Here is a 22,952-nt window from a genome sequence, read left to right on the forward strand (position 1 = left end):
CGCACCCGGCTGGCACCATGGCCCCATGAACATCGTGCTCTTTCACTCGACCCATGGCCCGAGGCCCGCGGTGCGGCAGGCCGCCGACCGGCTGCGCGACGCCGGGCACCAGGTCTGGACCCCGGACCTCTTCGAGGGGCGGACGTTCGACACGGTCGAGGAGGGCATGGCGTACCAGGACGAGACCGGCAGGGAGGAGCTGCTGAAGCGGGCCGTGCTGGCCGCCGCGCCCTATTCCGAGCGCGGGCTGGTGTACGCCGGGTTCTCGCTCGGCGCCTCCATCGCCCAGACCCTCGCCCTCGGTGATCACCGGGCGCGCGGACTGCTGCTCCTGCACGGCACCTCGGACATCGCCGCCAACGCCTCGGTGGACGACCTGCCGGTGCAGCTGCACGTCGCCGAGCCCGACCCGTTCGAGACGGACGACTGGCTCAGCGCCTGGTACCTCCAGATGGGCCGGGCCGGCGCCGACGTGGAGGTGTACCGGTACGCCGGGGCGGGGCACCTCTACACCGACCCCGGGCTGCCGGACTACGACGAGGAGGCGGCCGAGGCCACCTGGCGGGTGGCGCTCGGCTTCCTCGACTCGCTGGAGCGGGATCAGCCGGCCCGGTAGGCCGCCCAGCTGTCCTGCATGCGCTGCACCTGGCCCGTGGTGAACCGGTCCATGCACGCGTCGTACGTGTAGTCCATGAAGTTGTGGATCGGGTCGGCTCCCGCCTGGCGGGCGCAGGTGTCGCGGCCCTCGGGGCACTGGTAGGCGGGGCTCTTCTCGGCCGGGGTGTCCGCGACGTAGTCGCCCTGGCCGTTGCAGCCGCCCTGGAAGGTGTGGTACAGCCCCAGCCAGTGGCCGACCTCGTGGGTGGCGGTGTCGCCCTGGTCGTAGTTGGCGGCGGAGCCGCCCGGCAGCGAGGCGTCGAGGATGACGACGCCGTCCATGGAGGGGCTCGACCGGTAGGAGCTGGGGAAGGTGGCCCAGCCCAGGAGCCCGCCTCCGATGTCGGCCGTGTAGACGTTGAGCGCGTTCGCGCCGCCCTGGCGCAGGGCGGACTTCATCGCCTTCTCCTCCGGCGAGCCGGAGCCGACGGTGTACCAGGCGGCGTTGTCGGTGTAGTCGGTGCCGGCCAGGGTGAACCGGAAGCCCGAGTCGGTGTTGCCGGTGCCGCCGCCCGCGTAGGCCGCGTTCAGGACGTTCATCTGGGCGGCGACGGCGGCGGAGTCGAGCTTGCCGGCGTCACCGTCGTGGATGACGTGGAAGTAGACCGGGACGGTGGCCGAGGTGACGGCCGCCGTGCCGCGGCCGTTCGCGCGGAGCTTGTCGAGCTTGGTGCGCAGGTCGGCGTCCATGGCCCGGGCGTCGGCCTCGCTGACCTCGTTCGGTTCGGCGGCGTGGTCGCCGTGGCCGGGGCGGGCCTGGCGGGCCGTGGCGTGGGTGTCGTCGGCGCAGTCGGCGGCCGGGGTGCCGGCGGCGGCGACGCCGGTGGGCGCGGACAGCGGGGAGAGCAGCAGGGTTCCGGCCACGACGGCCGGGCCGAGAAGGCGTCTGGGGGTCAGGGACGGTATCCGGGCAAGCGCACGCATGCGGGCTCCTGGCGGGTGCGGTGGGGATGGGGCGCAGGGATCTTCCTGGCCGCCGCCCGGAGATTACGTGTACATGCCGACGCGGACAGAGCAATGATCAGGCCCAATCAAATACCCGGCGAAAGCGAGCAATTGGGGAGGAGTTCCGGAGGGGTCCGGCTCGCCGCCCGGCGTTTGGGATCGCAGCGTGACGGGTGCGGAGCCCGGCGGGTGGCGTGTCCCGGTTCGGTCGACCGTTCACACCACCCGCCGTAGTCGCACGGTTTCCCCGCGGTGGTCCGCTCGTCGTGCCGGACTGGCCGAAAATCGCCGGTGCGAGCGGGGTTGCGGGATCAGACGGGGGAGTAGACCCGCTCGACGCGCTGCGTGCCGCTGCGCGTGCGGTACGAACGCGTCCACTTGGAGCCCGCGTCCGGGTCGGTGCGGTCGGAGACGACGTAGTAGTCCATCTGCGCCCGCTCGGCGGTGACGTCCAGCACGCCGTAGCCGTGCCGGTCGGTGTCGACCCAGTGGACGTGCCGGTTGGCCGCCCGGATGACCGGCGCGGCGACCGCGGACACCGTGCCCTCGGGGACCTTCAGGATGTCGTCCAGGTTGTCGGAGGTCACCGAGGTGACGACGAACTCCGTGGCCGCCGAGCCGGACAGCGGGTACGTGGCGGCGTTGTACGGCACGTCGTTGGCCCACGCCATGTGGATGTCGCCGGTCAGGAACACGGTGTTGCGGATGGCGTTGGCGCGCAGGTGGGCCAGCAGCTCACGGCGGTCGTCGGTGTAGCCGTCCCACTGGTCGGTGTTGAGCGCGAGCCCCTCCTTCGGCAGGCCGAGGAGTTCGGCGAGCGGCTTCAGCAGCTCGGCGGGGAGCGAGCCGACCGCGAACGGCGACATCATCACCGGGTTGCCGACCAGCCGCCATGCGGTGTCGGAGGACTTCAGGCCGGACTTGAGCCAGTCGAGCTGGGCGCGGCCGGTGAGGGTGCGGTCCGGGTCGTCGACTTCGCCGTTGCCCAGGGCGGCCTGCTGCGAGCGGAACGAGCGCAGGTCGAGGAGCGACAGGTCGACGAGCTTGCCGAAGCGCAGCCGGCGGTAGGTGGTGCCGGCGATCGCCGGGCGTACCGGCATCCACTCGAAGTAGGCCTGCTTCGCGGCGGCCTGACGCGCCGTCCAGGTGCCCTCCGCGCCCTCGGTGTGGTTCTCGGCGCCGCCCGACCAGGTGTCGTTGGCGAACTCGTGGTCGTCCCAGATGGCCACCACCGGGGCCGAGGCGTGCAGCGCCCGCAGGTCAGGGTCCGTCTTGTACCGGGCGTGCCGCGTGCGGTAGTCGGCGAGGGTGACGATCTCGTGGGCGGGCGCGTGCTGCCGTACGACGGTGTCGCGGGTGCCGTACTCGCCGGTGCCGTACTCGTAGATGTAGTCGCCCAGGTGCAGCCAGGCGTCCAGGTCTCCGCGCGCCGCGAGATGGCGGTACGCGGAGAAGTGGCCGGCCTCCCAGTTGGCGCAGGAGACCACGCCGAAGCGCAGGCCCGTGACGGCCGCGTCGGCCGCGGGGGCGGTGCGGGTGCGGGCGACGGGGGAGTCGGTGGGGCCCGCGGAGAAGCGGTACCAGTAGTCCGTGGCGGGGGCGAGGCCGCGGATGTCCGCCTTGACCGTGTGGTCGGAGGCGGCGGTCGCGGTGAGGGACCCCTCGGCGACGATGTCCGTGAGCGCCTTGTCGGTGGCGACGACCCAGCTCACCTCGGTGTCCGGGCCGATGCCGGAACCGGGTACGGCCTCGGGCACCGGCGTCACCCGGGTCCACAGCAGGACGCCGTCGGGCAGCGGGTCGCCGGAGGCGACGCCGTGCAGGAAGGCGGGGGCGGCACCGGCGGCACCGGCGGGCAGTGCCGCGGCGAGCGGAGCCGCGAGGACGGCTCCGGCCGCCGCGGCCTTGACGACCGTACGGCGGCTGGGCGCGCGGGAGCCGGCGCGCTCGGCGGACGACGGGACGGCCTCTTCGGTTGTTCTGTGTCGACTGGTCACGGCCGAACAGGTTACTGATCGGTATGCGCGCGAGCGGGCGAACTCGCAAAAGTTCGCCCGCTCGTCGACTGCCCGCCGGCCCGGGTTACTTGGTGACGCCCGCGTCCTTGAGCGCCTTCTGCCAGTCGGCGGCCGTGCTCGGGTTCTCGATCACCTTGTCGTTGATCTTGATGGTCGGGGTCGACCGGACGCCCTCGGAGTCGTCGAAGGACTTGCTCATGCGCATCGCCCACGCGTCATAGGTGCCGTTCTTCACGTCGTCCTGGAACTTCTTGTTGTTCTTCAGGGCGTCGACCGTGTCGGCCACCTTGATCAGGTAGTCGTCCTCGGCGAACTCGTCGGTCGTCTCCGCGGGGTGGTACTCGGACGAGTACAGGGCGGTCTTGTAGTCGATGAACGCGTCCGTGCTGACGTTCAGCGCGGCACCGAGCGCGCTCAGCGCGTTCTTCGAGCCCTCGCCGCTGAGGTTGCCGTCGAGGAAGGTGCCGATGGTGAAGGAGAGCTTGTAGTCGCCGTCCTCCATGCCCTTGTTGATGGTCTCGCCGAGGTTCTGCTCGAGGGAGGCGCAGGCCGGGCAGCGCGGGTCCTCGTAGAGGTGGACCACGTTGTCGGACTTGGAGTCGCCGGCCACGACCGTGGTGCCGTCCTTGCCGGAGGTGTTGGCCGGTGCCACCACCTTCGCCTCGGCGGCCTTCTCCCACCCGGTGGGCTTGTTCATCTGCACGACGGCGTAGCTGATGCCGCCGGCTATCGCCAGCACGCCGACGATGGAGCAGGCCACGATGACCTGCCGCTTGACCTTGTCGCGCTTGACCTGGCGCTCGCGCTCCTGGCGCAGGCGCTCACGGGCCGCCGTCTTCGCCGCCTGGCTGTTCCGCTTGCTCATGGTGATGTTCTCTCCGGGGACGCGCACACGGGCGTGTGCGGAATGGGTACGGGGGCTGACTGTCGGCGCTCGGTGACCGAGGGGTCACACGAGGGCGAGCGAGACCGGCGGCCCGCGCCGTCCCAGGGAGTGCGTGAGGATCCGCTCGCGGGCGCCGGCGGCGCGGCGGACCGCCGGGACCGGGCGGCGCGCCGCCGGGGCCCGGCGGACGGTCACGGCCGCGACGGCGAGCAGGAGCGGCCGGAAGGTCGTCGCGGCCACCGCGCCCAGCAACCGGCCCAGCGCGCGCTCGCCGCGCCGCAGCCAGGCCGCCGCGAGCAGCCCGACGCCGATGTGCGCGCCGAGCAGCAGCCAGGCGGTCGCGGGGTCGGCGTGGGCGAGCAGGGCCGCGAGCCGGTCGGTGTCGGCGCCGGTCACCCGGGTCAGCGGCGCGCCGACGCCGGCGCCCACCCCCGTGCCGTCGCCGCACAGCACGTCGAAGCCGACGGAGCGCAGGGGGCCCGTGACCGGGCCGCCCGCCCTGCCGTAGCAGACGTGCTGGCCGGTGGTGAGGACGGTGTCGGCGGCCAGCTCGAGAGGGATCAGCAGGGCGGCGATCCGCCCGAAGCCGCGCTCGCGCCGCCCGGCCAGGGCGTACGCGATCAGGAACACGGCGGCGGCGACCGCGGCCACCGTGCTCAGCGGCAGCGGGACCCCGGACAGCAGCACGTGCGACGCGGTGCTGAGCGTCACGACGAGTGCCGTGAACAGCGCCGCGCGTACGGCTCTGAGCGGGGTTCCGGATATGTCCATAGCGAATCAAGAGTGTGTCATGGGGGCCGGTAAGAGGCTCCTAAAGGGTCCCTGTGAGAGCGCCGGCGGTCACAGACCCGGGATCCGGCCGTTGCGGAAGAGGTCGACGAAGATCTGGTGGTCGGCACGCGCGCGTGCCCCGTAGGTGTGGGCGAAGTCGACCAGCAGGGGCGCGAAGCCCTCCTCGTCGGCCGCGATCGCCGCGTCGATGGCCCGCTCGGTGGAGAACGGCACCAGGGACTCGCCGGACTGGTCGTCCGCCGCCGCGTGCATCGCGGCCGTGGCCCGTCCCAGGTCGGCGACGACCTCGGCGATCTCCTCGGGGTCGTCGATGTCGTCCCAGTCCAGGTCCACCGCGTACGGCGAGACCTCGGCGACCAGCTGGCCCGCGCCGTCCAGCTCGGTCCAGCCCAGCCACGGGTCGGCGTACGCCTGCAGGGCGCGCTGGGAGATCACCGTGCGGTGGCCCTCGTGCCGGAAGTAGTCCCGGATCGCCCGGTCGGTGATGTGCCGGGAGACCGCCGGGGTCTGGGCCTGCTTGACGTAGATCACGACGTCGTTCTCCAGGGCGTCGCTGTTGCCCTCCAGGAGGATGTTGTACGACGGCAGCCCGGCGGAGCCGATGCCGATGCCCCGGCGGCCGACGACGTCCTTGACGCGGTAGGAGTCCGGGCGGGTCAGCGACGACTCGGGGAGCGTCTCCAGATAGCCGTCGAAGGCGGCCAGCACCTTGTAGCGCGTGGCCGCGTCCAGCTCGACGGAGCCGCCGCCGGCGGCGAAGCGGCGCTCGAAGTCGCGGATCTCCGTCATCGAGTCCAGCAGCCCGAACCGGGTCAGGGAACGGGCCACGCGCAGCGCGCCCAGCAGCGGGCCCTGGGCGGTGTCCAGCGTGAACGGCGGCACCTCGTCGCTCTTGGCGCCCGTGGCCAGCGAGCGGATCCGCTCGCGGTACGCGCCCGCGTACACCCGCACCAGCTCGGTGATCTGCTCGTCGCCGAGCGCCTTCGCGTACCCGATCAGCGCGATGGAGGCCGCGAAGCGCTCGAGGTCCCACGTGAAGGGGCCGACGTAGGCCTCGTCGAAGTCGTTGACGTTGAAGATCAGGCGGCCGGTGGAGTCCATGTACGTGCCGAAGTTCTCCGCGTGCAGATCGCCGTGGATCCACACCCGGGAGGTCCGCTCGTCCAGGTACGGGCCGCTGTACGTCCTCCCGCCGTCCCGCGCCGCGTCCCCTCCGCCGCTCTCCGCGTCCAGGTCGTGGTAGAAGAGGCACGCCGTGCCCCGGTAGAAGGCGAAGGCCGAGGCCGCCATCTTCCGGAACTTCACGCGGAACGCGGCCGGGTCGGCGGCCAGGAGCTCGCCGAACGCGGTGTCGAAGACGGCGAGGATTTCCTCGCCGCGGTGCTCGTCGCTGAGCTGCGGAACCGACATCGCTGGGTGCCTCCTGGTACGGGTGGTGCGTGGGTGAGTGGAGCGGAAACCGCACTCGGACCAACGTTCGGGGGCGCACGGGAGTGCCCGCGGCCCGGTGCCGGCCCGACGCGCCGGGCCCCGCACGAAGGTACGCGGCCGGAGCCCCGGAGTGTCAGTGCCGGGGCATAGACTTCGACGCTGACCCCGGACTGACCGCAGCCCGTCACCCATAGTTTTCCCAGGAGGCCGCACGTGTCCAAGCCGCCGTTCACGCACCTGCACGTCCACACCCAGTACTCGCTGCTGGACGGTGCCGCGCGGCTCAAGGACATGTTCGACGCGTGCAACGAGATGGGCATGACGCACATCGCCATGTCCGACCACGGCAACCTGCACGGGGCGTACGACTTCTTCCACTCCGCGAAGAAGGCCGGGATCACCCCGATCATCGGGATCGAGGCCTACGTCGCTCCCGAGTCGCGCCGCAACAAGCGCAAGATCCAGTGGGGTCAGCCGCACCAGAAGCGGGACGACGTCTCCGGTTCGGGCGGTTACACCCACAAGACGATGTGGGCCGTGAACAAGACGGGCCTGCACAACCTCTTCCGCCTCTCCTCCGACGCGTACGCCGAGGGCTGGCTCCAGAAGTGGCCCCGGATGGACAAGGAGACCATCTCCCAGTGGTCGGAGGGCATCGTCGCCTCCACCGGCTGCCCCTCCGGAGAGGTGCAGACCCGGCTGCGCCTCGGCCACTTCGACGAGGCCCTGAAGGCCGCCGCCGACTACCAGGACATCTTCGGCAAGGACCGCTACTTCCTGGAGCTGATGGACCACGGCATCGACATCGAGCACCGGGTCCGCGACGGCCTGCTGGAGATCGGGAAGAAGCTCGGCATCCCGCCGCTGGTGACGAACGACTCGCACTACACCTACGCGCACGAGGCGACCGCCCACGACGCCCTGCTGTGCATCCAGACCGGCAAGAACCTCTCCGACCCGGACCGCTTCCGCTTCGACGGCACCGGCTACTACCTGAAGTCCACGGACGAGATGTACGCCATCGACTCCTCGGACGCCTGGCAGGAGGGGTGCGCCAACACGCTCCTGGTCGCCGAGATGGTCGACACCGACGGCATGTTCGTCAAGCGCGACCTCATGCCGAAGTTCGACATCCCCGAGGGGTACACCGAGGTCACCTGGTTCCAGGAGGAGGTCCGCCGCGGCATGGAGCGCCGCTTCCCCGGCGGCGTCCCCGAGGACCGCCGGAAGCAGGCCGAGTACGAGATGGACGTCATCATCCAGATGGGGTTCCCGGGCTACTTCCTCGTCGTCGCCGACTTCATCATGTGGGCCAAGAAGCAGGGCATCGCCGTCGGCCCCGGCCGAGGCTCCGCGGCCGGCTCGATCGTGGCGTACGCGATGGGCATCACCGACCTCGACCCGATCCCGCACGGGCTGATCTTCGAGCGGTTCCTCAACCCCGAGCGCGTCTCCATGCCCGACGTCGACATCGACTTCGACGAGCGCAGGCGCGTCGAGGTGATCAGGTACGTGACGGAGAAGTACGGCGCCGACAAGGTCGCCATGATCGGCACGTACGGCAAGATCAAGGCGAAGAACGCCATCAAGGACTCCGCGCGCGTGCTGGGCTACCCGTACGCGATGGGCGACCGGCTCACCAAGGCCATGCCCGCCGACGTCCTCGGCAAGGGCATCGACCTCGACGGCATCACCAACCCGGAGCACCCCCGCTACAGCGAGGCCGGCGAGATCCGCTCGATGTACGAGAACGAGCCGGACGTCAAGAAGGTCATCGACACCGCCAAGGGCGTCGAGGGCCTGGTCCGGCAGATGGGCGTGCACGCCGCCGGCGTGATCATGTCCAGCGAGCCCATCGTCGACCACGCCCCCATCTGGGTGCGGCACACCGACGGCGTCACCATCACGCAGTGGGACTATCCGCAGTGCGAGTCGCTCGGCCTGCTGAAGATGGACTTCCTCGGCCTGCGCAACCTCACGATCATGGACGACGCCGTCAAGATGGTGAAGTCCAACAAGGGCATCGACCTCGACCTGCTGTCGCTGCCGCTGGACGACCCCACGACCTTCGAACTGCTCCAGCGCGGCGACACGCTCGGCGTCTTCCAGTTCGACGGCGGACCCATGCGCTCGCTGCTGCGGCTGATGAAGCCCGACAACTTCGAGGACATCTCCGCCGTCTCCGCGCTCTACCGGCCCGGCCCCATGGGCATGGACTCGCACACCAACTACGCGCTGCGCAAGAACGGCCTCCAGGAGATCACGCCGATCCACAAGGAACTGGAGGAGCCCCTCCAGGAGGTCCTGGCGGTCACCTACGGCCTGATCGTCTACCAGGAGCAGGTGCAGAAGGCCGCCCAGATCATCGCGGGCTACTCGCTCGGCGAGGCCGACATCCTGCGCCGCGTGATGGGCAAGAAGAAGCCCGAGGAGCTGGCGAAGAACTTCACCATCTTCCAGGCCGGCGCCCGCAAGAACGGCTACAGCGACGAGGCCATCCAGGCGCTGTGGGACGTGCTGGTCCCCTTCGCCGGATACGCGTTCAACAAGGCGCACTCGGCCGCCTACGGACTGGTCTCGTACTGGACGGCGTACCTCAAGGCCAACCACCCCGCCGAGTACATGGCCGCGCTGCTCACCTCGGTCAAGGACGACAAGGACAAGTCGGCGGTCTACCTCAACGAGTGCCGCCGCATGGGCATCCGGGTGCTGCCGCCCAACGTCAACGAGTCCGAGGCGAACTTCGCCGCGCAGGGCGACGACGTGATCCTCTTCGGCCTCTCCGCCGTCCGCAACGTGGGCACCAACGTCGTCGACTCGATCATCAGGTGCCGCAAGGCCAAGGGGAAGTACACCTCCTTCCCCGACTACCTGGACAAGGTGGAGGCGGTCGTCTGCAACAAGCGGACGACGGAGTCGCTGATCAAGGCCGGCGCCTTCGACGAGATGGGGCACACCCGCAAGGGCCTCACCGCGCAGTACGAACCGATGATCGACAACGTGGTCGCGGTCAAGCGCAAGGAGGCCGAGGGCCAGTTCGACCTCTTCGGCGGCATGGGCGAGGAGGAGAGCGCCGAGCCCGGCTTCGGACTCGACGTCACCTTCAGCGACGAGGAGTGGGACAAGACCTATCTGCTCGCCCAGGAGCGGGAGATGCTCGGTCTGTACGTCTCCGACCACCCGCTCTTCGGCCTGGAGCACGTGCTGTCCGACAAGGCCGACGCGGGCATCTCCCAGCTCACCGGCGGGGACTTCGGCGACGGCGCGGTCGTCACCATCGGCGGCATCATCTCCGGCCTGCAGCGCAAGATGACCAAGCAGGGCAACGCCTGGGCCATCGCCACCGTCGAGGACCTGGCCGGTTCCATCGAGTGCATGTTCTTCCCCGCGACCTACCAGCTGGTGTCCACCCAACTCGTCGAGGACGCCGTGGTGTTCGTCAAGGGCCGCCTCGACAAGCGCGAGGACGTGCCGCGGCTGGTCGCGATGGAGCTGATGATCCCCGACCTGTCCAACGCGGGCGCCAACGCGCCCGTGGTCCTCACCATCCCGGCGACCCGGGTCACCCCGCCGATGGTCAGCCGCCTCGGCGAGATCCTCACGCACCACAAGGGCGACAGCGAGGTGCGGATCAAGCTCCAGGGGCCGACGAAGACGACGGTGCTGCGTCTGGACCGGCACCGGGTGAAGCCCGATCCGGCCCTGTTCGGCGACCTGAAGGTACTGCTCGGCCCGTCCTGCCTGGCGGGCTGAACGGCCGACGCGGCGAAGGGGCGCACCCGGCACCGGGTGCGCCCCTTCGTGTCACGGCGGACGCGACGGCCCGTGTGCCGGACGTCAGTTGTGGCCGAAGCGCTTCTGCCGCTTGCGGGAAGCCGCGTCACCGGGCGACAGCGGCGGGGCGTGCTGCTCCTCGCGGTCCAGCACGGCCGACTCGGCGGCCTGCGGGGCACGGGCGGACGGGGACTGCTTACGGTCACGGTTGTTCTTGTTCTTGGCCATGGTGATCTACCTCCTGAGGGGGATCTGTCGGGCCAGGTACCGCATCAGAGTCACATAGACTGAAAAAGAACGCATATCGGGTAATTACCGTGCGTGACACGGCTGGTCGGGCCGCGGGCCGCCGAAACGCCACGCCGAAGATCGAGTTCGGCCCGTTAACCTCCGCGCCGTCGGGCAGACTCGAAGGAAGCCCGAAGCAAACCTCCCGGAAAGAGGGTGGACCGCGTGGACCGCTGCATCGTCCTGGTGGACGCCGGGTATCTGCTGGGGGCCGCCGCCAGTCTCCTCGCCGGGGAGCCCTCGCGCTCGCGCATCACCGTCGACCACGCCGCCCTCGTCCAGGGGTTGCGCGATCGCGCCGAGTCCGACACGCAGCAGCCCCTGCTGCGCATCTACTGGTTCGACGGCGCCCCCGACCGCGTCCCGCAGCCCGAACACCGCCGGCTGCGCGTGATGCCCCGGGTCACCGTCCGGCTCGGCGCCCTCACGCGCAGCGACGGACGCTGGGCGCAGAAGGGCGTGGACGCGGCCATGCACGCCGAGCTGACCGAGCTGGCCCGCAACCGGGCCTGTTCCGACGTCGTCCTGGTGACCGGCGACGGCGACCTGCTGCCCGGCATGATGGCCGCCAAGGAGCACGGCGTCGCCGTCCACCTGTGGGCCGTGCAGGCCGCCGACGGCGACTACAACCAGTCCGAGGACCTGGTCGCCGAGGCCGACGAGCGCCGCGTGCTGGACCGCGCCTGGATCACCAAGGCGGTACGGGCCAAGGAGACCGGCGGCATCTGCGCACCGCCCCCCGCGCCCCGGCCCGAGATCGCCGCGATCCTGTCCGCGCCGCTGCCCGAGTCCGCCCTGTCCACCGCGGCCGAACGGCCCGCCCGGGAACCCGCGCACCCCGTCGTGGACACCGCCGTGCGCAACGGCGCCGAGGAGCGCGCGACACCCGCCAGGGGCGTCCCCACCCCCAAGGACCTGGCCGCCCTGCGCGCCCCCGGCGCCCACCCCGCCACGCACCCGCCGAACGCCACCCTGCGCTGGTCCTCCGACAAGGGCTGGGTCGACCGGACCGCCGGCGAGCCGGCCGAGGCCGTCACGCTGCCGACGCTGGCCCAGCTCACCACGGCCGAGCAGCGCTGGGCCGACCGCGAGGAGGACATCACCACGGTCGGCGGCGACCCCTACGAGGTCGGGCAGGTCTTCGCCCGCCGCTGGGTGGAGCGCCTCGGCGACCACGTCCACCTGCAGAGGCTGTCGGGCATGTACCCCCGCATCCCGCACCGCGTCGACGGTGAGCTGCTGCGGTACGCCGCCCGGTTCGGGCTGCTGGCCCACAAGGACGACCAGATCGACGAGCACGACCGGTACGCGATCAGGGCCGGGTTCTGGCGGGAGATCGACGTGCGGACCGCCACCGAGCGGACCCCCGCCGGGGAGTGAGGCCCCGGACGAATTGATGCTTATGGGCGGACCCCGGGGTGGGGCGGGGGCGGCGACCACGTACTCTCGTCCCTTGTGAATACGCGCGCGACACAGGCACTTCGACCCGGTGGCGATGCCGTGTGCGTGGTGCGCGGACTGATCAAGACCTATGCGGCGGTACGCGGCCGGCGCGGCGTTCCCGCCGCCCCCGAGGTCCGGGCCACCGACGACGTGACGCTGGAGATCCGCCGCGGTGAGATCTTCGGACTGCTCGGGCCGAACGGCGCGGGGAAGTCCACCCTCGTCCGCCAGCTGACCGGCCTGATGCGACCCGACAGCGGAAGCGTGGAGATCCTCGGCCACGACATCGTGCGCCACCCCGAGCGGGCCGCACGGATCCTCGCCTATCTCGGCCAGGAATCCAGCGCCCTCGACGAGCTGACCGTCTCGCTCGCCGCCGAGACCACCGGACGGCTGCGCGGCCTGCACGCCCGGGACGCCCGCGCCGAGCGGGACGCCGTCCTCGACGAACTGGGCCTGACCCCCCTCGCCTCGCGCCCGCTCAAGAAGCTCTCCGGCGGACAGCGGCGCCTGGCCTGCTTCGCCGCCGCACTGGTAGGGGAGCGCCCGCTGCTCGTCCTGGACGAGCCGACCACCGGCATGGACCCGGTGGCCCGGCGCGCGGTCTGGGCCGCCGTCGACCGCCGGCGGGCCGAGCGCGGCACCACCGTGCTGCTCGTCACCCACAACGTCATCGAGGCCGAGACCGTCCTCGACCGGGTCGCCGTCCTCGACCGCGGCCGCGTGATCGCCTGCGACACCCCGGCCGGGCTCAAGGAGCGGGTCGCCGGCGAGGTCCGCGTCGACCTGGTGTGGCGCGAGAGCGCACCGCTGGGCGTGCCCGAGGTCGCCGCCCTGCGCGACCGGGCCGCGGAGTCGGGCCGCCGCTGGACGCTGCGGCTCGCCCCGGAGGAGGCCCGCACGGTCGTCGCCACCGTCACCGGCGGGGCCGCCTTCGCCGCGCTGGACGACTTCACCCTGGCCACGCCCAGCCTGGAGGACGTGTACCTGGCGCTGGGCGGCGCCGCGCGGCAGGGACTGGTCAGGGCGTGAGCGGGCGAGCGGTGAGAACGCGCGGCGCCGCGTCCGTACCGGACGGGACGAGTGTCCCCGTGAGGACTGGATCAGTGCAGACCGGCTCAGCGACCAATGGTGAAGGGGAACAGCGCGACGTGAGTGTCGTACCCGCCGAAGCCCTGTCCGACGGCGCCCCGGCCGCCCGGGAGCGGGGCGCCGCCGCGCTCGGGCCCCGGGCGCGGCTGTGGCCCTCCCTGGTGGCCGTGTACCGGGCGCAGCTGTCCCGGGCGAGGGTCGCGCGGATCCCGCTGCTGTTCGTGGCGACGTTCCAGTCGATCGGCATCATGATCCTGATGCGCGGCGTCGTGGACGGCGGCGGCGAGGCCCAGGCCGTGGTCGCCGGGTCGGCGGTGCTCGTCGTGGCCTTCGTCGCGCTGAACCTCCTCGCCCAGTACTTCGGCCAGCTGCGCGCGAGCGGCGGCCTCGACCACTACGCGACCCTGCCGGTGCCGCCCGCCGCGGTGGTGCTGGGCGCGGCGGGCGCGTACGCGTCCTTCACCGTGCCGGGGACCGTGGTGACGGCGGTGTTCGGCTGCCTGCTGTTCGGGCTGCCGATGACGCACCTGTGGGTGCTGGCGGCCGTGATCCCGCTGGCGGGCGCCGCGCTCGCCGGACTGGGAGCGGCGCTGGGGCTGCTCGCGCCCCGGCCGGAGCTCGCCACCCTGCTGGGCCAGCTGGGCATGTCGGCGGCGCTGCTGCTGGGCGTGCTGCCCGCCGAGCGGATGCCGGAGGCGGTACGGCTGGCCCGCGACCTGCTGCCCTCGACGTACGGCGTGGAGGCCTTCGCGCGCACCTTCGGAACGAGCCCCGACTGGGCCTTCGTCCTCGGTGACCTCGCCGTGTGCGCGGCGGTCGGCGTGATCTCCCTGGCCGTCGCCACCTGGGCGTACCGCCGGGCCGCCGTCCGGTGACGCGCCGCACAGGCGGGTTTGGCACGATGGCGGGGTGACCGCACCTCTGACTCCCCCTCCGCCGCCGAACGAGCACTCGTCGTCCCACGGCGGGCCGGTGCCGCCGCCCGTGGGCGCTCATGCGGTGGGCACCGCGCACCACTCCCACGGCGAACAGGACGGCCCCGGGATGCTGACCGAAACGCGGCAGGCGGCCGTGATCCTGGTGGCGGTGGCCCTCTCCGGCACCCTGCTGGGCGTGCTGTGGTGGTGGCTGGCGCCGAGCGTGCCGCTCGTCGGTGACGTGGTGGACGGCAGCTGGGTGGTCTACCTGAAGGACTCCGAGGGCGAGCAGGCCGTCGGGGTCGACGGGACCTTCACGCTGCTCGCGCTCGGGTTCGGGGCGCTCAGCGCGCTGGCCGTCTTCCTGCTGCGGCGGCGCGGGGGTGTGCCGCTGGTGGTGGCGCTGGGCGTCGGCGCCTTCCTCGGGTCGCTGCTGGCGTGGCGGGTCGGGGTGTGGCTGGGGCCCGGACAGGACGTGATCGCCCACGCGCGGGAGGTGGGCAAGGGGACGACGTTCTCCGCGCCGCTGAAGCTGGGCGCGAAGGGGGCGTGGCTGGCCTGGCCGTTCGCCGCGCTCGTGGTGCACCTGGGGCTGACGGGCCTGTTCGGTCCCCGGGACCCGGATCCGTACGCCCAGCACCAGCCGTACCACCCGCCGCAGTTCCCGCAGGGGCCCCACGGCGGGAAGTCCGCGTAGGTCAGGCGCGGCCGATGGGGGCGAGGACCGCGGCCGTCAGCTTCGCCAGGTCGTCGGGGGACAGCTCGACCTCCAGGCCGCGGCGGCCCGCCGAGACGCAGATCGTGGCGTGCCCGGAGGCCGACGCGTCCAGCACCGTCGGGAGCCGCTTGCGCTGGCCGAGGGGGGAGATGCCGCCCCGCACGTACCCCGTGGTGCGCTCCGCCAGGGCCGGGTCGGCCATCGCCGCCCGCTTGCCGCCGACCGCGGACGCCAGCGCCTTCAGGTCCAGCTGGCCCGCCACCGGGACCACCGCGACCGTCAGCGCGCCGTCGACGTCCGCCACCAGCGTCTTGAAGACGCGCTCCGGCGACACCCCCATCGCCTCGGCCGCCTCCTCGCCGTAGGACGGGTGGGCCGGGTCGTGGTCGTAGGCGTGGACCGTGTACGCCACCCCGGCCGCCGCGAGGGCCACCGTCGCGGGCGTTCCCCCCGGCTGCTGCTGCTTCTTCGACTTCTTCGCCATCCGGACCGGCACCTCAGTTGAAACTCGTCGGGCCGCGCGTCAGGTCGGACGCCGGCAAGGACGGCAGCGTACGGATGATGGCGGTCTCGGTGCGAAGGAGTTTCAGCTCGTCGCGCAGCCGGGACGCGGTGTCCGGGGCCTGGAGCAGGCGCTGCTTGGTCGGTGTGTCCAGCGTCATCGCGGCGGCGACCAGGTAGGAGACCACGCCCGGTTCGTCCGGCAGCTCCGCACCGGTCGACAGCGAGCGCTCCCGGGCCCCCGCCAGGCGTTTCTGGTACTGCCGGAACGACCGCAGCACCCCCTCGGCCAGCGCTCCCGCCTCGTCTCCGGGTTCCTCGGCCAGTGGTTCGAGCTCGGCCGTCAGGAACGGCCCCGAGGCGTCCACCGACAGCACGCGCACCCGGTTCGTCCCGGTCGCCAGCACCTCGAAGGTGCCGTCGGCCCGCTCGCGGATCGTGGCGGCGTCCGCGATGCAGGCCACCTTGTGGAAGGCCTTGGCCGGGGCCGGGCCGAACCCGGCCGCGGGCCCGCGCTCGGGCAGGGCCGTCGGGTCGGGCATGCCGGGGGCGCTGGGGGCGACCTCGTGGCCGTCGCGGATCGCCACGACGGCGAACCGGCGCGGTTCTTCCTCGGGGGTCTTCAGCAACTCGCGCATCATGGCGCGATAGCGCTCCTCGAAGACGTTCAGCGGGAGCACCAGACCCGGGAACAGCACCGAGTTCAGCGGGAAGAGGGGGAGCCGGACGGTGGTCACGACGCAGAAGCCTAATGGTCGCCGGGACGGAGGGGACCGTCGTGCCCACTTCGTGGATGGCGCGGACCCCCCGTCACCCCCGTGGCCGCACCGCCGCACGGACGTCCCCGCGCACCTGGAGGAACCGGCCGAGCGGGTCGTCCGTGTCCCGGTCCCACGGGAAGGACGTGACGTACGGGCCGGTCAGCCGCAGCTGTTCCGCCGCGTCCCGCGGGCGCTCCAGGCGGACCAGGACGTACGTCAGCAGGTTGCGCAGCTCCGCCGGCCAGGGGTCGGCCGCCGGGTACGCGGCCGACCACGCGATCGCGCGGTCGGCCGCCGCGTCCAGCCGGGCCCGGACCACGCCGGACGCCTGGCCGCCGCGGGTCAGACAGGCGAAGACCGCCCGCACCGGCAGCGCGCGCACGAACGCGTCCTCGGGGGCGTCCTGCGCGGCCGTCTCGGCGAAGTCGAGGCACTCGCGGTGGGCCCGGGGGGAGGCGGCCGCCAGGTACTCCAGGGCGGCGACGTGGCAGCCGTAGTGGTGCGGGGAGCGACGGACCGCCTGCTCCCACAGCCGCTCGAACTCGGCGTGCCCCGCGTGCGCGCCCCGGGCGGTGTCCAGCGCGACGCGCCACGGCACCGGGTCGGGCCCGCCGGCCTCGGTGGCGGCGGTGACCGCCGGGCCCACCTGGCGCAGGAGTTCGGCGCGGGCCGGTGAGTCCCAGCAGCGGTCTACGGCCAGCCGGGCCCGGACCAGCAGGGCGCCGGGGTCGTCCGGGGCGGTGGTGTGCCAGTGCTCGAGCCATTCGGAGCGGGAGCGGGCGAAGGCGGCCAGGCGGGTCGCGTAGCGGTCGCGGTGCTCCCACTCGGCGTTCTCGCGGGTGCCGGCGAGCAGGCCGGCCGCGGGCCCGTACTCGCCGCGGGCCGCGGCGACCAGGGCGGGGGCGAGGCGGTCGTCGGGGGCGTCGAGGAGCAGGTCGGCCCCGTCGTCGGCGGTCGGCGCGGCGGCGGGCCGCGACGTACGGAGGAACGCGCGCAGCATGGCCAGTACGACGGCCGACGGTGCGGGATGGTTGTGCGGTCGCCCGCGGGGCGTGCTCGCCGTCGGCGGTCGCGGTGCGGGAGCGGCGGGGAGCCCGGCGCGTCCCGTGCGCCGTCGGGGTCAGTTGCGGCGCAGGAGTCTCGTCGCACCGGCCGCGACCGTCGTGGCGAGGATCCAGCCGAGCAGGATCATCGCCGCCGCCAGCCACTGCCAGCCGCCGCGCAGCTGCCAGAAGCCCACCTGGCCCAGGTCGATGACCGGCAGCAGCAGGTCGAGGGCGAACAGGGCCGGGTTCCGGTCCGGGTGTCCGCCGTTCTCGAGCGGCGGGTGGTCGGCGCGCGAGAAGGCGAACGAGCCCGCCGCCCACAGCACCGCCATCCACACCGCGGCCCGCCCCGGCCGGTAGCCGTAGGCGACCGTCCAGTCCTGCGCGTACCCCACCAGCTTCGCGGCGAGCGGCAAGCTCTCGCGGCGCCGCCGGTGCTTGGCGAGCAGCACCTCGCGGGCGTCCTCGTCCTCGCCGCAGGCCCGCAGCACGGCGGCGAGGCGCTCGTACGGCTCCGGGTGGTACTCGGCGGTCGCGGCGCCCACCCACCGCAGCCGCTTCGCCAGCGGGAACGGCCCCCGCGGCACCAGGTTCTCGTAGGAGAAGCCGCCCATCTGCAGCCGGCCCGGGCCCGGCCAGCTGTCCGCCCGGTCGATCAGGTTGACCACCCGCGCCCCCGACAGCACCACCCGTCCGCGCGCCGGCCGCTCGCCCAGGAAGCGCAGCTCGGGCGTCTGCACCCGGCGCAGCGACAGCTCCTGGTCGTCGGTGAAGGTGAACCGGGCGTGCTCGAAGTCGACCGCGTCGCCGAACCGCCCGTCGTCCAGCCGCACCCCGCCCTCGCACTCGAAGACCTGGATCCGCGTCCCCTGTGCCGGAGTGATGCCCCGCAGCATCGGGCTGCCCAGACCCGCCGGCGTCAGGTACAGGGTGCGCTCCACCGCCAGCCGCGGGGCGTTCAGCGCGTGCCGCGTGTACGGGTTGAGCAGCCGGGCGCCGCGCAGGCTCAGGGAGACGCCGACCTGGGCGCTGCGCAGGCTCACCTCGCCGTACGACTCCAGCATCTCGGCCTGGAGGTCCTGGCCGACGGTCATGCCGTCCGCGGCGATGGAGCGGCCGCTGCGGTCCCGGTGCACGACCGCCTGGTTGAGCAGCAGGTCGGTGCCTATCTGGGCGTCGGTGAGCCGGACCCCGCCGGGGAACCGGCAGCGCGGCAGGTGCAGATCGCCCTCGGTGTGCAACCGGGCCGCCTCCAGCCGCGGCACCGAGCAGTCCACCAGCCGCAGGGTCGTGAAGCGGGTCTCGGGCAGCAGGACCTCCCGCTCGAAGCGGCAGCCCCGCAGTTCCACGTACGGCACCACCGTGCCGCCCGCGAGGTCCATCGTGTCGCTGATCTGCACGCCCACGAGCTGCAGCGAGGACACGCGGCCCGCGAGCGCGGGCGGGCCGTCGAGCAGCAGCCAGCACACGATGCGGGCCCGCACGGTCCGCTCGGGTCCCCACGGCTGCCCGCCGTGCGGATCGTCGACGAACGCGTCCCCGCTGCTCAGGTCGTACACGCTGCCGTTGCGGAAGGCCTGCCACATGCCCGCCTCCGCGACGGTCAGATCGTCCGGCAGCTCTCCGTCACGGCGGTCGTCCCCCTCGGTCACGGCGCTTCACCCCCTTCCCGGCTACTCGCGAGTCACTCACGCTTCGTACAACCGTTCATGCCCGCTGGGTGACGCGCCGAACACCGCAAGTGAGGGTGATTCGCCGGATTCCGCGGCCGGCCGTGACGAGCCGTCGCTTTCCGTATCAGCCACTGATACGCGCGAACGGTCTGCGACGCGGGTCTGAGAGAATTGGTTCCGTGATCTCCCGAATCGATCTGCGCGGCGACGCCCTCCCCGAGGGCCCCGCCCTGCGCGACCTGCTGCCCCGAGCCGACTTCGACGTCTCGGCCGCCCTGGAGAAGGTGCGTCCGATCTGCGAGGCCGTGCATCATCGTGGTGACGCGGCGCTGATCGACTTCGCCGAGCAGTTCGACGGCGTCAAGCTCGACCAGGTGCGTGTTCCGGCCGCCGCGCTCACGCGCGCGCTGGAGGAGCTCGACCCGGCCGTGCGCGCGGCCCTGGAGGAGTCCATCCGCCGCGCCCGCCTCGTCCACCGCGAGCAGCGCCGCACGACCCACACCACCCAGGTGGTGCCCGGCGGCTCGGTCACCGAGAAGTGGGTGCCGGTCGAGCGGGTCGGCCTGTACGCGCCCGGCGGCCGGTCGGTGTACCCGTCGTCCGTGGTGATGAACGTCGTCCCGGCCCAGGAGGCCGGCGTCGAGTCGATCGCGCTCGCCTCCCCCGCCCAGGCCGAGTTCGGCGGGCTGCCGCACCCGACGATCCTCGCCGCCTGCGCCCTGCTCGGCGTCGACGAGGTGTACGCGGCCGGCGGCGCCACCGCCGTCGCCATGTTCGCGTACGGCACCGAGTCCTGCCCGCCCGCCGTCATGGTCACCGGCCCCGGCAACATCTGGGTCGCCGCCGCCAAGCGGTACTTCACCGGCAGGATCGGCATCGACGCCGAGGCCGGCCCGACCGAGATCGCGGTCCTCGCCGACTCGACGGCCGACCCGGCGCACGTCGCCTCCGACCTGATCAGCCAGGCCGAGCACGACCCGCTGGCCGCCGCCGTCCTGGTCACCGACTCCGTGGAGCTGGCCGACGCGGTCGAGCGCGAGCTGGAGCCGCAGGTCGCGGCCACCAAGCACGTCGACGACCGGATCGTGCCCGCGCTCAAGGGGCGGCAGTCCGCGATCGTGCTGGTCGACGGGGTCGAGGAGGGGCTGCGCGTGGTCGACGCGTACGGCGCCGAGCACCTGGAGATCCAGACCGCCGACGCCGCCGCCGTCGCCGAGCGCGTGAAGAACGCCGGCGCGATCTTCGTCGGCCCCTGGGCGCCCGTCTCCCTCGGCGACTACGCGGCCGGGTCCAACCACGTCCTGCCCACCGGTGGCTGCGCCTGCCACTCCTCGGGCCTGTCGGTCCAGTCCTTCCTGCGCGGCATCCACATCGTCGACTACACGCGGGACGCGCTGGCCGAGGTCGCGCACCACGTGGTGACGCTGGCCGAGGCGGAGGACCTGCCCGCGCACGGCGCGGCGATCAAGGCGCGGTTCGAGTGGAAGGTGCCCGAGAGCAAGTGACGTTCGGAATCGACGATCTGCCCGTACGGGACGAGCTGCGCGGCAAGTCCCCCTACGGCGCGCCCCAGCTGGACGTGCCCGTACGGCTGAACACCAACGAGAACCCCTACCCGCTGCCCGAGGCGCTGGTCGAGCGGATCACCGAGCGGGTCCGCGAGGCCGCCCGCCACCTCAACCGCTACCCGGACCGGGACGCGGTCGAACTGCGCACCGAGCTCGCCGGGTACCTGACGAAGACCTCCGGGCATCCCCTGGACACGAGCAACGTCTGGGCGGCCAACGGCTCCAACGAGGTCATCCAGCAGCTGCTGCAGACCTTCGGCGGCCCGGGCCGCACCGCGATCGGCTTCGAGCCGTCGTACTCGATGCACGGCCTCATCGCGCGCGGCACCGGCACGGGCTGGATCTCCGGTCCGCGCCGCGACGACTTCACCATCGACGTGGACGCCGCCGCGCGGGCCGTCGCCGAGCACCGCCCGGACGTCGTGTTCATCACGACCCCCAACAACCCCACGGGCAACGCGGTCCCGCCCGAGACGGTCCTCGCCCTGTACGAGGCCGCACAGGCGGCGAAGCCGTCCATGGTGGTCGTGGACGAGGCCTACGTCGAGTTCAGCCACGGAGCCTCGCTGCTGCCGCTGCTCGACGGACGGCCGAACCTCGTCGTCTCCCGCACGATGTCGAAGGCGTTCGGCGCGGCGGGCCTGCGCCTGGGCTACCTCGCCGCGCACCCGGCCGTCGTCGACGCCGTGCAGCTCGTCCGGCTGCCCTACCACCTGTCGGCCGTGACCCAGGCGACCGCGCTGGCCGCCCTGGAGCACACGGACACGCTGCTGAAGTACGTCGAGCAGCTGAAGGCCGAGCGGGACCGGCTGGTGGCCGAACTGCGCGCCCTCGGCTACGAGGTCACCGAGTCCGACGCCAACTTCGTCCAGTTCGGGCGGTTCGCGGACGCGCACGCCACCTGGCGGAAGATCCTCGACCGGGGCGTCCTGGTGCGGGACAACGGCGTACCGGGATGGCTGCGGGTGACCGCCGGCACCCCTCAGGAGAACGACGCGTTCCTCGATGCGGTACGCGAACTGAAGAAGGAACAGGAGCAGAGCGGATGAGCCGCGTCGGGCGCGTGGAGCGCACCACCAAGGAGACCTCGGTCCTCGTCGAGATCGATCTCGACGGCACCGGCAAGACCGACATCGCCACCGGCGTCGGTTTCTACGACCACATGCTCGACCAGCTCGGCCGGCACGGTCTGTTCGACCTGACCGTGAAGACCGACGGCGACCTGCACATCGACTCCCACCACACCATCGAGGACACCGCCCTCGCCCTGGGCGCCGCCTTCAAGCAGGCCCTCGGCGACAAGGTGGGCATCTACCGCTTCGGCAACTGCACGGTCCCGCTGGACGAGTCCCTCGCCCAGGTCACCGTCGACCTGTCCGGCCGCCCCTACCTCGTGCACACCGAGCCCGAGAAGATGGCGCCGATGATCGGCGAGTACGACACCACGATGACCCGCCACATCCTGGAGTCCTTCGTCGCGCAGGCGCAGATCGCGCTGCACGTGCACGTGCCGTACGGGCGCAACGCGCACCACATCGTGGAGTGCCAGTTCAAGGCGCTCGCCCGGGCCCTGCGCTACGCCTCGGAGCGCGACGCGCGCGCCGCCGGCATCCTGCCCTCCACGAAGGGCGCGCTGTGAACGGCTCCTCGACCGCGCTGATCTTCGTCGGCCTGCTCCTCGTCGGCGGGATCATCTCCTTCGTCAAGCAGAAGATGCCCACGCAGCTCATCGTCCTGCTCTCCATCGGCGCCGCGATGTGTCTCGTCGCGGGTGTCCTGAGGCTGGAGGTGTGGAATTGACCTCCCCCGCCAAGCGGGTCGTCGTCTTCGACTACGGCTTCGGCAACGTCCGCTCCGCCGAGCGTGCCCTCGCGCGCGCGGGAGCCGACGTCGAGATCACCCGTGACTACGACAAGGCCATGGACGCCGACGGGCTGCTGGTCCCCGGCGTCGGCGCCTTCGCCGCCTGCATGGAGGGCCTGAAGGCCGCCCGCGGCGACTGGGTCGTCGAGCGCCGGCTGGCCGGCGGACGCCCCGTGATGGGCATCTGCGTCGGCATGCAGATCCTCTTCGCCCGCGGCATCGAGCACGGCGTGGAGGCCGAGGGCCTGGACGAGTGGCCCGGCACGGTCGGTCCCCTCCAGGCCGACGTCGTGCCCCACATGGGCTGGAACACGGTCGAGGCACCGGCCGGCTCCCAGCTCTTCGCCGGCCTCGACGCGGACGCCCGCTTCTACTTCGTGCACTCCTACGCCGTGCACGACTGGTCGCTGGAGACGCACAACCCGCTGATCGCCGCGCCCAAGGTCACCTGGTCCACGCACGGCAGGCCCTTCGTGGCGGCCGTGGAGAACGGCGCCCTGTGGGCCACCCAGTTCCACCCCGAGAAGTCCGGCGACGCCGGAGCCCAGCTCCTCACCAACTGGATCGAGACCCTGTAGA

The 22,952-nt window shown here is 72.3% G+C and carries 20 protein-coding genes and 1 pseudogene; 11 read left to right on the forward strand and 10 right to left on the reverse strand.

Annotated elements, in window-relative coordinates; genetic code table 11:
- The first annotated feature begins 25 nt into the window (after nucleotides 1-25).
- The gene (locus tag ACZ4V6_RS16780) at nucleotides 26-616 is read left to right on the forward strand and encodes a dienelactone hydrolase family protein (protein ID WP_467827625.1); all 591 of its coding nucleotides are present in this window, start codon (nucleotides 26-28) and stop codon (nucleotides 614-616) included.
- Here ACZ4V6_RS16780 and ACZ4V6_RS16785 read toward each other — a convergent pair.
- The 5 genes from ACZ4V6_RS16785 to ACZ4V6_RS16805 form a co-directional block, all read right to left on the reverse strand.
- A complete protein-coding gene (locus tag ACZ4V6_RS16785) occupies nucleotides 601-1,581 on the reverse strand; it encodes a zinc metalloprotease (RefSeq protein WP_467827628.1) in 981 nt (326 codons plus the stop codon). The genes ACZ4V6_RS16780 and ACZ4V6_RS16785 overlap by 16 nt on opposite strands.
- A gap of 332 nt (nucleotides 1,582-1,913) precedes the next feature.
- Nucleotides 1,914-3,599, reverse strand: a complete 1,686-nt coding sequence (locus ACZ4V6_RS16790) for an alkaline phosphatase D family protein (protein WP_467827631.1) — start codon at nucleotides 3,597-3,599, stop codon at nucleotides 1,914-1,916.
- An 85-nt stretch (nucleotides 3,600-3,684) separates the two neighbouring features.
- A complete protein-coding gene (locus ACZ4V6_RS16795) occupies nucleotides 3,685-4,485 on the reverse strand; it encodes a DsbA family protein (RefSeq protein ID WP_467827633.1) in 801 nt (266 codons plus the stop codon).
- 84 nt (nucleotides 4,486-4,569) lie between these two features.
- A complete protein-coding gene (locus tag ACZ4V6_RS16800; protein ID WP_467827635.1) occupies nucleotides 4,570-5,277 on the reverse strand; it encodes a hypothetical protein in 708 nt (235 codons plus the stop codon).
- 69 nt (nucleotides 5,278-5,346) lie between these two features.
- Complete coding sequence (locus ACZ4V6_RS16805) at nucleotides 5,347-6,708, reverse strand: DUF2252 domain-containing protein (protein WP_467827637.1); 1,362 nt, start codon at nucleotides 6,706-6,708, stop codon at nucleotides 5,347-5,349.
- A gap of 234 nt (nucleotides 6,709-6,942) precedes the next feature.
- Between ACZ4V6_RS16805 and dnaE the strand changes: the two genes are divergently transcribed.
- Nucleotides 6,943-10,482 (forward strand): DNA polymerase III subunit alpha, encoded by a 3,540-nt coding sequence (dnaE, locus tag ACZ4V6_RS16810; RefSeq protein WP_467827639.1) that lies wholly within the window; start codon nucleotides 6,943-6,945, stop codon nucleotides 10,480-10,482.
- Between the two features lie 84 nt (nucleotides 10,483-10,566).
- Here the strand turns inward: dnaE and ACZ4V6_RS16815 are convergent, their stop codons facing one another.
- On the reverse strand, nucleotides 10,567-10,731 hold the full coding sequence (locus tag ACZ4V6_RS16815; protein ID WP_225633780.1) for a hypothetical protein: 165 nt from the start codon (nucleotides 10,729-10,731) through the stop codon (nucleotides 10,567-10,569).
- 225 nt (nucleotides 10,732-10,956) lie between these two features.
- On the opposite strand from ACZ4V6_RS16815, the gene ACZ4V6_RS16820 reads away from it, so the two are divergent.
- The 4 genes from ACZ4V6_RS16820 to ACZ4V6_RS16835 all read left to right on the forward strand — a co-directional run bounded on the left by ACZ4V6_RS16820 (nucleotide 10,957) and on the right by ACZ4V6_RS16835 (nucleotide 14,940).
- Nucleotides 10,957-12,171 carry an NYN domain-containing protein gene (locus ACZ4V6_RS16820; protein ID WP_467827642.1) on the forward strand — a complete coding sequence of 405 codons (1,215 nt, stop codon included), beginning with the start codon at nucleotides 10,957-10,959 and terminating at the stop codon, nucleotides 12,169-12,171.
- Nucleotides 12,172-12,291: 120 nt separating this feature from the next.
- Nucleotides 12,292-13,266, forward strand: a complete 975-nt coding sequence (locus ACZ4V6_RS16825) for an ABC transporter ATP-binding protein (RefSeq protein ID WP_467827644.1) — start codon at nucleotides 12,292-12,294, stop codon at nucleotides 13,264-13,266.
- Nucleotides 13,267-13,385: 119 nt separating this feature from the next.
- Nucleotides 13,386-14,201 (forward strand): ABC transporter permease, encoded by an 816-nt coding sequence (locus ACZ4V6_RS16830; protein ID WP_467827647.1) that lies wholly within the window; start codon nucleotides 13,386-13,388, stop codon nucleotides 14,199-14,201.
- Nucleotides 14,202-14,235: 34 nt separating this feature from the next.
- Entirely contained in the window at nucleotides 14,236-14,940 is a 705-nt protein-coding gene (locus ACZ4V6_RS16835; protein WP_467827649.1) for an AAA family ATPase, read from the forward strand.
- Between the two features lies 1 nt (nucleotide 14,941).
- Here ACZ4V6_RS16835 and ybaK read toward each other — a convergent pair whose 3' ends face one another.
- From ybaK to ACZ4V6_RS16855, 4 genes and pseudogenes are all read right to left on the reverse strand, one after another.
- Nucleotides 14,942-15,445: a Cys-tRNA(Pro) deacylase gene (gene ybaK / locus ACZ4V6_RS16840; RefSeq protein ID WP_467827652.1), complete on the reverse strand. Its 504-nt coding sequence runs from the start codon at nucleotides 15,443-15,445 to the stop codon at nucleotides 14,942-14,944.
- A gap of 13 nt (nucleotides 15,446-15,458) precedes the next feature.
- Complete coding sequence (locus ACZ4V6_RS16845) at nucleotides 15,459-16,199, reverse strand: LON peptidase substrate-binding domain-containing protein (protein WP_467827654.1); 741 nt, start codon at nucleotides 16,197-16,199, stop codon at nucleotides 15,459-15,461.
- An 11-nt stretch (nucleotides 16,200-16,210) separates the two neighbouring features.
- Nucleotides 16,211-17,223: pseudogene (locus tag ACZ4V6_RS16850) on the reverse strand (hypothetical protein).
- A gap of 120 nt (nucleotides 17,224-17,343) precedes the next feature.
- A complete protein-coding gene (locus ACZ4V6_RS16855) occupies nucleotides 17,344-18,921 on the reverse strand; it encodes an oxidoreductase (protein ID WP_467827656.1) in 1,578 nt (525 codons plus the stop codon).
- A 200-nt stretch (nucleotides 18,922-19,121) separates the two neighbouring features.
- Here ACZ4V6_RS16855 and hisD point away from each other — a divergent pair, with 200 nt between their 5' ends.
- From hisD to hisH, 5 genes are read left to right on the forward strand one after another with little or no spacing between them, the layout of a single operon-like run.
- The gene (gene hisD, locus ACZ4V6_RS16860) at nucleotides 19,122-20,447 is read left to right on the forward strand and encodes a histidinol dehydrogenase (RefSeq protein WP_467827659.1); all 1,326 of its coding nucleotides are present in this window, start codon (nucleotides 19,122-19,124) and stop codon (nucleotides 20,445-20,447) included.
- Nucleotides 20,444-21,559 carry a histidinol-phosphate transaminase gene (locus tag ACZ4V6_RS16865; protein WP_467827662.1) on the forward strand — a complete coding sequence of 372 codons (1,116 nt, stop codon included), beginning with the start codon at nucleotides 20,444-20,446 and terminating at the stop codon, nucleotides 21,557-21,559. The genes hisD and ACZ4V6_RS16865 overlap by 4 nt, the downstream gene beginning before the upstream one ends.
- A complete protein-coding gene (gene hisB, locus ACZ4V6_RS16870; protein ID WP_189228283.1) occupies nucleotides 21,556-22,149 on the forward strand; it encodes an imidazoleglycerol-phosphate dehydratase HisB in 594 nt (197 codons plus the stop codon). Before ACZ4V6_RS16865 ends, hisB begins: the two co-directional genes overlap by 4 nt.
- Nucleotides 22,146-22,310 carry a hypothetical protein gene (locus tag ACZ4V6_RS16875; RefSeq protein WP_467827665.1) on the forward strand — a complete coding sequence of 55 codons (165 nt, stop codon included), beginning with the start codon at nucleotides 22,146-22,148 and terminating at the stop codon, nucleotides 22,308-22,310. Before hisB ends, ACZ4V6_RS16875 begins: the two co-directional genes overlap by 4 nt.
- The gene (gene hisH, locus ACZ4V6_RS16880) at nucleotides 22,301-22,951 is read left to right on the forward strand and encodes an imidazole glycerol phosphate synthase subunit HisH (protein ID WP_467827668.1); all 651 of its coding nucleotides are present in this window, start codon (nucleotides 22,301-22,303) and stop codon (nucleotides 22,949-22,951) included. Before ACZ4V6_RS16875 ends, hisH begins: the two co-directional genes overlap by 10 nt.
- The last annotated feature ends 1 nt before the right edge of the window (nucleotide 22,952 follow it).

This window comes from Streptomyces sp. NPDC029152, from assembly GCF_055564355.1.